Raw genomic sequence first — 11,503 nt, forward strand, 5'->3', positions numbered from 1 at the left:
ATGTTTTACTTCCCACTCCCACGGTTGATTTTTGCCAGTAAAAAGTCGAGGTCTTTTTGACTTACCTTTGCTTTGGAGAAATCAGAAGGAGTATAACCTCCTGCATCAGCCGCTTGACAATAGCTAATAATTTCCCGCAGTGCTTGGACAAATTTATCGGCTAGACTTGACACAGTAGCATCTTTATGAATTGTGGTGCTATAAGTCCAATCCAGTTGCAGGCGACCTCTACTCACAAACCCGCTAATATCTATGAGATGACGACGGCTTCCTAAAGGACTACGTTCTGTACCACTCGATTCTGATGCTAATTTGAATAAAGAAGATTCGTGTAAAACTTGGTCAAATTGTCCTAAATAGTTAAAACAAACTTCTGCTTGAGGTATAGCGGCTAACTTTTCAGCAGTATCGCTGCACAAATACCGCAATACACCATAATCAAAACCCCGATTTGGGATACTACGAAGCTGTTCTTTAATAACTTTTAAAGCATCCCCAATCGCTCTATTTTCTAAATTTAATAGAACTGGAAACACAGTAGTAAACCAACCGACTGTACGAGATAAATCAACATCAGTAAAAATGTCTTCTCGTCCATGTCCCTCTAAGTTAACTAATAGTTTTTTTTCTCCTGTCCATTCTGCAAAAGTTTTTGCTAGTGCTGTTAACAAAACATCATTTATTTGTGTATGGTACTTGGCTGGAACTTCTTGTAATAGTGCTTGTGTCTCAGTTTCATTGAGGAATACTGAAAGAGTTTTACTTGTCGCTACAGTATTTAGTCCGCCTACATAATCCACTGGTAAAGGAGAAACTCGTTTTCTTAACTCAGAACACCAGAAATCTAACTGTGAGTGCAGAGTCTTTGTGCTTGCATATTCTTGCAAACGTTGACTCCATTGTTTAAAAGAAGTTGTTTTAACTGGTAATTGAATTGCTTGATGTTGCTGAAGTTGTTCTATAAATGTTTGCAAATCAGATAATAAAATTCTCCATGAAACGCCATCAACAGCCAAATGATGAATGATGATTAGTAAGCGGTTATTTTGCTGAGAACCTAAATCAAATAACGCTAACCGAACCAGTAAAGCATTTGATAAATCTAAACTTGCTTGTAATTCTGTGGCTTTGGCTTCAATAGCCGCTTTTTGTTGCTCTTGGGGAATTTCAGCAAAATCGAATTTGGTCAATGGTACTTCTGCTTCAACACCAGCATTAAACGCTTCCCAAGCATTAGCTGTTGGTCGAAAACGTAAGCGAAGTGCGTCATGCTGCGCCAGTAAATGCTGTATTGCTTGCTGTAAGATATTAGGTACTATATCTTGCTGCAATTCCAGGAAAAATGATTGATTCCAATGATGCGCTTCTGGCAAATTTTGGGCAAAAAAGCTATGTTGAATTGGTGTGAGAGGTACAGTACCAATTACCAATCCTTGTTCCGATTCTGTCTTTGAACAAGTATCTGCAACTAGCGCAAGTTTCGCAATATTTTGGTGTTCAAAAATCTGCTTGGGAGTGAGGCGTAAACCTACTTGATTTGCTTTGGCGATCGCCTGAATACTAATAATCGAATCTCCACCCAATTCAAAGAAGTTATCGTGAATACTAACTTTCTCTAAATTAAGCAGTTCTGCCCAAATTTTTGCTAGGGTAATTTCTACTGAATTACGCGGTGCAACAAAAGCAGCTTGTAATTCTGGTTTAATTGCATCGGCTGCTGGCAAAGCTTTTTTGTCGATTTTACCATTCGCTGTTAGCGGTAAAGCCTTCAAGAATACAAATTGCGAAGGCAGCATATATTCAGGCAGTTTTTGTTTAACAAAATCGCGCAGTGCAGCAGATTTTAAATCTTCTTGCCCAACTATATAAGCTATAATCTGCTTTTTCCCTGGATGAGCTTCTTTTGCAACTACAACTACTTCTTTTACTTGTGAATATTGACGAAGTACGGCTTCAATTTCTCCTAGTTCAATGCGATAACCATGTATTTTAACTTGGTCATCAATTCGCCCTAAAAATTCTAAGTTACCATCAGGTTGATAGCGTCCTAAATCCCCAGTTTTATAAAGTCTTGCGTTGGGTTCACTATTGAATGGATTAGGAATAAATCGCTCGTTAGTTAGTTCTGGTTGATTGATATAACCTCTAGCTACATTATCACCGCTTATATAGATTTCGCCTGTGACACCCAAGGGTACAGGTTGGCAATAGTTATCGAGTAAATAGATTTGGGTATTAGGTAAAGGACGACCAAGAGGAACTATATTTGATGGTGTATCAGTAGAGATTTCTTCTACAGGATGGGTGAGTACACCAACGGTAGTTTCTGTAGGGCCATAGTGATTAAAAATCTTACATTCTGGTGCTAATTCACGTACCGGTTTAATTAAATCCCAGGTTGCGGGTTCACCACCAAGAATTAGGCGTTGACGTGGTAGAAGTTTTTCGGGGTGAGAACCTGATAATAAAGCAGATAGGTGTGAAGGAACTATCTTTAAAGAGTCTATGGTGTTGCGATCGCAATATTCAGCAAATGCAACTGGATCGGTAGCACATTCCTCTGCAATGATATGCAAGCATCCGCCTGTACACAACGCCGAGAAAATTGCTGTGTTACCCAAGTCTGCGGCGAAGGTAGAAACAGTAGCAAAGCTAGCCGCCTCTGGTAAATCCAGTTTTTCTAATATACCGTTAACATAATTGACTATTTGCCGATGTTCAACGGCAACACCCTTGGGTTTACCTGTTGAACCAGAGGTGTAGATTATATAAGCCAAGTTTTCTGGCGTAGCAGACTGGAGAATGTTGTTTTGCGGTGCATCATTAATATCTGCGTCAATACAAACTATCTGCGCCTGGAAATTCATTTTTTCTACAAGGCGCTTTTGAGTTAACAACACCGATACTTCAGCATCTTGCAATCTGAAGGCTAATGCTGCTTCGGGTAAAGAAGGTTCAAGAGGTAAATAGGCTGCACCTGCTTTGAGAATGCCAAGGATACCAACTATCATATCCAAGGAACGTTCAACGCAAAGCGCAACCACAGTTTCCGGTTTGACTCCTAATGATGCCAAATGATGAGCTAAGTTGTTAGCTTTGGCATTTAATTGTTGATAAGTTAACTTTTGATTGTCAAATATAACTGCAATATTATTTGGTGTGCTGTTAGCCTGCACCTCAATCCAGTGATGAATGCAAGAATATGGATGAGTAAGGGTTTTGGTATTATTAAATTCTCCTAAGAGTTGCTGGCGTTCTTGTGTAGTAAGGATTTCTAACTGGGCGATCGCAATTTCTGGATTGTTAATTGCACTTCTTAACAAAGTTTGAAATTGTGCCGCTAAACGTTCAATATTTTCTTGCTCAAATAAATTAGCATCATAATATAATTCTGCTGTGAGTGAATCAGCTTGTTGCCAGCATAATAGTTTTACCTTGAAGCGTTCAATACAGCTATATATTTTTTGAATTGAGAAAGTTACGTCACCAGTGAAATATTTAATGGGTTGGGATACAAATTCAAAAGCGAATGGTAAAAATGATAATTCTTGATTATATTTATTTTCAGCAAAAAATTCTTCTGCATTAAAAAAGTCTTGCAATTTAGAGACTTCATTTATTGTTTTATCTAAATGCTTTAAGATATCAGCGAGTATCTGTTCTTCTTGTGGTTGAATACGAATAGGTAAAGATTTAGCTAATAAACCAACTGCTGACTGTAATTCTTCGTAATTTCTGCCATCACTACACCAACCTAAAATAACTTCTGATTTATTAGTCAAACGCCATAGGAGGGTTTGCCAGCACGCCATTAAAACTGTTGAAATATCTACAGTGTGTGTCTGTGCGATCGCTGCAATATGATTTGTGATAGCAGAATCAAAGTTAATCCTGATAACTTTGGGTTCAAACTTTGGCTTTTGATTAATTTCTTTTTCGTTGGGTAATTTATTTATTAGATAATTAGACACTTTTTGAGTGTGCCAATAATCTTTTGCTGTTTCCGCTTCTTCTCCAGTTAACAACTCATTTTGCCAAGCAGAAATATCTGCATATTGTAAAGGTGTTTCTTCTAACTCACGTTTTTGCAAATAAGCATCATAAGTTGCAATAATATTGTTTAAAAGATGATGTAGGGATATTATATCTGAACAAATAGATGATATTGCTATCAGTAAAGTATATTTATTATCAGCTTTTTTAATTATATCAACTTGGCTAATAAAACCTTTTTCTAACTCAAAATATAATTCATTATTTTTTTGAAAAAATCTATCAATATTTATTTGTTGGCTTTCTGTATTTAAATCTTGCCAATCATAATAGTTAAGCTTAATAGATGGCTCCTCTCCAATTACTTGTAAAGGAACTGCCATTTCCGTTAATGTAGGAAAGCTAGTACGTAAAATTTCATATTTAGCCCAAACATGATGTATGGCTTTTTCTAAAATTTTATATTCGATAGTTCCCTCTACTGAAACTGCACATTGAACCCGATATGGCTGATGGTTATTTTCTTGCTGTAATAACCATAAGCGTTTTTGCTGAGGTGAAATTTGAAAGCCTTCTATAGATATAGTTTGCATGATGTTTGTTATGTACTTATATATTTAAATTATTTGCTTGTATACGGTTGTGCCATCCCTACCAAAACTTTTCTCGCACCTGTGAAGGGCTTACGTCCATGAGCAACCAGCATATTATCTAGTAATAAAATATCTCCTGCTTGCCAAGAAAAGATTACTTTCTCTTGCTCATAAATTTTGTGAATTTCTTCTAATACAGATGTTTCAATTTCTGAACCATCTCCATAATAAGAATTGCGTGGTAATTCCTCAGCATTTAGTACAGCGAGTAATGATTCGCGGACTTCAGCTTTTAAGCTTGAGATATGAAATAAGTGAGCTTGATTAAACCAAACCAAATCACCAGTCTGAGGATGATTTGCAACAGCTTGACAAACTTGGTGGGTTCTCAGTTTATTTCCATCTAGCCATGTAAAGTCAATACCAGCAGATAGACAATATGCTTCTACTTCTGATTTATTGTTAGTTTGAAATACAGTTTCCCAAGGTAAATCAATTCCTTGTGCATAATTACGGACATACATAATTGTTTTCTGAATAAATCGCTCTTTGATTTTTGGATCTATTCGTTGAAATACTTTACGACTATCCGCAATTGGTGTTTCTCCACCTTGCTCTGCTGCCTTTACACAAAAGAATGCAATTTTCATTGGCCAATTAAGAGAATAGGCCATTTCGTTATGCAAAGGAATTGATTGATCAGGTGGATATTCTGTTGATGTGTATATCTTACCATCAACTTGACTACGCGGAGTTGAACGATAAGAATATTCGATTAATTCTCCTGCTACAGCCTGCATGAAATTAGCAAATTCGCTATGAGTATTAACTGGAAAATTGCGAAAAAGCAGACCCCCGTATTGAATTAATTGCTTTTCTATCCAACCACGGTTGTTACTAGCCCAATTGACTAGATTAATCCCATCAACAACAGGTTGAATAACAAGAGGTAGCTTTTGATTAGGTTCTAATAAATTGGTTGCAACCAAGTTTTCGGAAGAAACAGTAATTGATTTTCTCTTGAATGTTTTTAAATTCATTTTTCTAGGTCTAACTATGAGTCAACTTTGCCTGCGATCGCCTTGCGTCCGATTTTGCCCAACTTCTGAATCCGAGCTTGCTGTAATTCTTGATTTTGGATGTTTTGTTGTTGTTTTTCCGTTTCCTGCAATAGTGTTACTAATTGGTCAAGCCGAATATCTGGCTGTTCCACAACCTTTGTTAGTAATGTTTCCAAAATAACTGCCATGCGAACAATAGTAGTGGCATGAAATAAATCTATTTTATACTCAAAGAAAGCTTCTATTCCTTCTGGTATTTCTGTTAATTGCAGTTTCAAATCATGACGAACTGTGCCACTGTCACCTTCTAAAATGCTGAGATTTAGCCCTTCTAGTTCTAGATTTGATTTAGGAGCATTTTGCAAAACAAACCATACCTGAAATAGCGGCGAATGATTTAAAGTACGTTCTAACTGTAGTTCTGCTACTAACTTCTCAAATGGTAAATCTTGATGTGCATAAGCTCCCAAAGCTATTTCTCGTACCTGTTGCAATAATTCTTTAAAGCTGGGGTTATGAGAAAGTTTAGTACGTAATACGAGAGTGTTGACAAAAAAGCCAATTAATCCTTCTAATTCGCTGCGGTTACGGTTAGCGATGGGAGAACCTACAAGAATATCTTCTTGCTTTGTATAGTGATAAAGCAAAGTATTGAAAGCTGCCAGCAGAGTCATAAATAAAGTGACACCTTCTTGCTGACTGAGAGATTTGAGATTATTAGATAGTGTAGGTGATAAGGTAAACGAGTATTTTTTTCCTAAAGAAGTTTGTAGTTGAGTGCGCGGTTTATCTGTAGGTAATTCTAATATTGTCTTCGCATTTTCTAACTGTTGCTTCCAGTAGGTTAATTGAGTATCAAGCCTTTTTCCTTGTAACCATTGCTGTTGCCATACTGCATAATCAGCATATTGAATTGGTAACTCTGGTAGCAGAGAAGGTTTGTTATTTGAAAATGCTTCATAAAGTGCTGAAACCTCCCGGATAAACACTCCTCCTGACCAAGCATCAGAGATAATATGGTGCATTGTGACTAATAAGATATGTTCTTCTTCAGTTAGACGCAAAAGCACTAACCGCATCAACGGTGCTTGTTTTAAATCAAATGGTTGCTGGGCATTTTCTACCTCTAGCCTTTGTATTTCTTTTTCTCGTTCACTTACTGGTAAATGTTGTAAATTTACAATTGATAACGGTACTCTTAATTCGGGAATAATCTTCTGAATTGGTCGCCCCTCAACAAATGCAAAGCAAGTTCGCAAAACTTCATGTCGCTGGACAATTTCGTTAATACTTTCTTCTAGTGCTGCTACATTTAATTTTCCTTGTAGTCGCACCAAGTCAGAGCCATTGTAAGCTGTTGAGTCGGGGTCTAATTGATGGAGGAACCACAGCCTTTGTTGAGAAAAAGACAATGGTAATTCTTGATTTCGGTCAACAGGTTCTAGAGAAGGAACTGAATTAAATTCAGGTTGAGTCTTTTCTATATTTTTGGCAAGTTTAGCTATTGTCGGTGATGCAAATAAGTAACGTAGAGGTATTTCTAACCCAAAAGCTTTTCGTACTTGGGAAATTACTTGAGTAGCTAATAAAGAATGTCCACCTAAATCAAAAAAGTTGTCATGAATACCTATTTGCTCTATTCCCAGAATTTTTACCCAAATTCCTGCCAACATTTCCTCAGTTGGGTTACGAGGAGCCACAAATTTTTGTTCTAGTTCAGTCCGGGTTTGTTCTGGTGCGGGTAACGCTTTACGGTCTACTTTACCATTAGGTGTTAAGGGTAAACTATCTAGCAGCACAAATGCAGAAGGAATCATGTATTCGGGCAAATGTCGTTGTAGATAATTTCGCAGTTCGTTAATCGAATTTGTAGCGTTTTGATGAAAGATTGTATAAGCTACAAGAAATTGATTTTCCTGTACAAGCACAACAGCTTCTCTCACAGATGGATGTTGAGACAATACTGTTTCAATTTCTCCTAATTCAATGCGAAAACCGCGGATTTTGACTTGATGATCTATTCTTCCTAAATATTCAATGTTGCCATCTGGTAAATATCGAGCTAAATCTCCGGTTTTGTAAAGCCGACTTTGTGGTTCTTCACTAAAAGGATGAGAAATAAATTTTTCATTTGTTAAATCTAGGCGATTTAAATAACCTCTAGCTACTCCAACTCCACCAATATGCAATTCTCCAGCAACGCCAATAGGTACTGGTTGCAAATGTGAATCTAATAAATAAATTTGGGTGTTGGCAATGGGGCGACCAATCGGAACTATAGATTTATCACTTGCTTTTTGGCATTTCCAGAATGTCACATCAATTGCTGCTTCTGTGGGGCCATAAAGATTATGTAGCTCGGCATCGAAAATATTAAAAAAGTGTTTTTGTAGTGCGAAAGGTAGAGCCTCACCACTACAAATAATCCGTTTAATAGATTTTAATTTTTCTACTCCTGGTGCTTCTAAGAATACCTGAAGCATTGCAGGGACAAAATGCACAGTTGTAATATTTTCTTCAGCAATTAAGTCTACTAAATATTTACTATCTTTATGTCCTTCGGGTTTTGCAATTACCAGACGAGCGCCTATGATAAGAGGCCAGAAAAATTCCCAGACTGAAACATCAAAACTAAAAGGAGTTTTCTGGAGTACAGCCTCACTTGCTGTTAGCTGATAGGCTTGTTGCATCCAGAGGAGACGATTACAAATCCCTCGGTGCGTGTTCATTGCTCCTTTTGGTTTACCTGTAGAACCAGAGGTGTAAATGATGTAAGCCAAATTGTCAGGTGTGATTTTTGTATTTGGGTTATCTGTGCTATGTTGTGCTATGTTTTCCCAATCATTATCTAAACAGATAACTTGACCTTGAGATTTAGGCAGTTTGGTTAATATATTTTGCTGTGTTAATAATAGTGATGCTTGAGAATCTTCTAAAAGGAAAGCTAAACGCTCTAGAGGATAATTAGGATCTATAGGAATATAAGCACCACCAGCTTTTAATATTGCCAATAACCCTATTACCATTTCTAAGGAGCGTTCTAAACAAATACAAACACGCTCCTCTGTTTTAACTCCTAAGAATTGTAAGTAATGTGCTAATTGATTGGCACGATTATTTAATTCTCGATAAGTCAGCTTTTTATCTGCAAAAACTACTGCAATAGCGTCTGGTGTCTTTTCTACTTGTTCTTCAAATAATTGATGTAGGCATATTTCAAGCTGACCATGAGGGATTTCTATAGTATTTTGATTAAATTCTACTAATAACTGATGTTGCTCAGTGGATGTTAATAGTGGCAATCGAGAAATAGAGCGATCGCAATCTGCAACTATCCCCTCTAAAATAGTTTTAAAATGCCCCATCATCCTGTTAATGGTGTCAGCATGAAACAAGTCACTGTTGTATTCCAAAAAGCCGATTAATCCTTGCTTGGTATCTTCCACATACAAAGTCAAATCAAACTTAGCAGTCCCGTTGTCTACCAATAAAGGAGCCAAGGTTAAATTCGGCAGTTGTAGGGCTAACATTGGCGCATCTTGGAAGACGAACATCACTTGAAACAGGGGAGTATGGCTTAATGCCCGTTCCGGTTGCAGTTCTTTGACTAGTTGTTCAAAGGGAAAGTTTTGATGAGTGTAAGCAGTTAAGGCTGTGTCACGGACTCGTTTTACCAACTCTCGAAAACTTGGTTCCCCAGATACGTCAGTTCTCAGAACTAACGTGTTAACGAAGCATCCAAGTAAATTTTCAATTTCGCTGTGAGTACGGTTGGCAATGGGAGTCCCAACTAATAAGTCTGTTTGTCCTGTGTAACGGTAAAGCAAGGTTTTAAACGCTGCAAGCAATACCATGAACATGGTAACGCCTTCTTGTTGGCTGAAAGATTTAAGTGCATCTGCGATGGCTTGCTCAATCACAATAGTTGCACGCCCACCTTGGAAACTTTGTTGTGCAGGGCGGGGATAATCTGTTGGTAGGCTGAGAATTGGCGGCGCATCTTTTAGTTGTTGTTTCCAGTATGTCAACTGATGCGATTTTTCATTTAAATATTGTCTTTGCCAGAGTGCAAAGTCTGCATACTGAATGGGTAATTCTGGCAAGGTGGCTGAACTATTCTGACAGAAGCCTTGGTATAGTGCTGCTAACTCTCGATGAAAGATTTGCCATGACCAACCATCAGAAATGATGTGATGCTTAGTGAGTAGCAGAATATGTTCTTGCTCACTCAGACGAATTAGTGTACCTCTAAATAGTGGTGCTTGGCTTAAATCAAAAGTTTGACGAGCTTGTTCTGTGACAATCTGGTTTACTTTTGCTTCTGAGTATGTTGGTAATTCTATAATTGTTAGGGTAAATGTTAGATGGGGAGCGATTACTTGTAAAGTTTGCTCATCTACAATCTGAAAACTAGTACGGAGAATCTCATGCCTTTTAATAATTTCATTAATACTTTTTTTTAAAGCTATAGTGTTGAGAACACCTGTAAGCCGCAATAAACTAGATTCATTATATAAAGGTGTATCTGGCTGTAGCTGATGAAGTAGCCACAACCTTTCTTGACTTAATGATAAAGATAAAATATCTGATACTGTTCTTTTAGAAATTGATGTTGATATTTTAACTTGTAAATTTTTCTGTTGAAGCCGCAATTGAAACAATGCACGTTGTTCGGGAGATAAGGCGGCAATTCTGTCATTTATATTTTTCACAACTAATCACCCAAATAAACTTAGACTGGAATATCTGCTTGTATCTTTTCTTAGTTGATAGTCTTGCTTAAAATCTGCTAATTTATTCAAGCTTGTCATCACTGTATTGAAATCTAATCCAAAATCAACCAGACAAGCTATATCATCTACACCAATTTCTTTCAAATGTGCGATTGTTTCGCGGCAAGTTTCTGGTGTACCAATTAAAACTCTACCCTGTTGAAAGTATCGCTCAAAAGCAAATTCTAAAAGCTGTTGTCGGTCTTCTTCTGTGAAACTTTCGGGATTGAATTGAAAGTTGATGCGTTTAGCTAAGTTTTCAACTAAGCCAAAATGTGTTTTGAGATAATTACAAAAAGGCTGCTTTACTTGTTGCTTAACTAATTGTTCATTATCTCCTATATAAGTATGCATCATGAGGGAGACTTTGCAACTTTTTGGATCATGTCCGTGTTGAATTAAAGTACGACGATAAAGAGATATTTGTTGCGCTAAATCATCAATGGTGGCATATAACAAAGAAGTTAAAACATTAGCTCCTATTTTGCCGGCACCAATAAATGTATTATCGGCTTGGCAAGTAATCCAAATAGGTACTTGAGATTGTATCGATCGAGGAAATGTTTTTATCTCAACTTTATTACCTGAACCATTAACAAACTCAATTGCTTCACCCTGCCAAAGTTTCTGCATAATTTCAATGTCACGCCACATAACTTCTTTACGTTCAGCGTAATTTTCTGGACGTAATAAAAAATCATCTGCGTGCCAACCCGGTGCAAAGGAAAGACCAACTCTACCGTGAGATAAATTATCAACTACTGCCCATTCTTCGGCAACTCTTACAGGATGCTGTAATGGCATCACAATACTACCAGATCTAAGTTGAATTTTCTCAGTTACCATTGCTAAGGCAGCACTAATCACAGACGGATTGGGATACAAACCTCCAAAAGCATGAAAATGGCGTTCGGGAGTCCATACTGCTGTAAACCCGTTTTTATCGGCAAACTTAGCTGTTTCTAGTAACAGGTTATATTTATCTGATTCAATTGTTGAGCCATCACCAGAAAAGTATAAGATGCTAAATTCCATATTTTTATGAAAGTTTCACTCAAAGACGCAAAGAAAGAACTAAATGTGT

At 37.2% G+C, this 11,503-nt stretch carries 4 protein-coding genes; all 4 read right to left on the bottom strand.

Annotated features, from left to right (window positions below):
- Nucleotides 1-5 precede the first annotated feature (5 nt).
- From ACM0OS_RS05105 to ACM0OS_RS05120, 4 genes are read right to left on the bottom strand one after another with little or no spacing between them, the layout of a single operon-like run.
- On the bottom strand, nt 6-4,586 hold the full coding sequence (locus tag ACM0OS_RS05105; protein WP_414542082.1) for an amino acid adenylation domain-containing protein: 4,581 nt from the start codon (nt 4,584-4,586) through the stop codon (nt 6-8).
- 29 nt (nt 4,587-4,615) lie between these two features.
- A complete protein-coding gene (locus ACM0OS_RS05110; RefSeq protein ID WP_414542083.1) occupies nt 4,616-5,626 on the bottom strand; it encodes a TauD/TfdA family dioxygenase in 1,011 nt (336 codons plus the stop codon).
- A gap of 14 nt (nt 5,627-5,640) precedes the next feature.
- The gene (locus ACM0OS_RS05115) at nt 5,641-10,359 is read right to left on the bottom strand and encodes an amino acid adenylation domain-containing protein (RefSeq protein WP_414542084.1); all 4,719 of its coding nucleotides are present in this window, start codon (nt 10,357-10,359) and stop codon (nt 5,641-5,643) included.
- A 6-nt stretch (nt 10,360-10,365) separates the two neighbouring features.
- Nucleotides 10,366-11,454, bottom strand: coding sequence for an LLM class flavin-dependent oxidoreductase (locus tag ACM0OS_RS05120; protein WP_414542085.1), 1,089 nt, complete (start codon nt 11,452-11,454; stop codon nt 10,366-10,368).
- Nucleotides 11,455-11,503 lie beyond the last annotated feature (49 nt).

The organism is Nostoc sp. CCY0012 (genome assembly GCF_963920855.1).
In the GTDB taxonomy this organism is placed as follows: Bacteria; Cyanobacteriota; Cyanobacteriia; order Cyanobacteriales; family Nostocaceae; genus Cyanocohniella.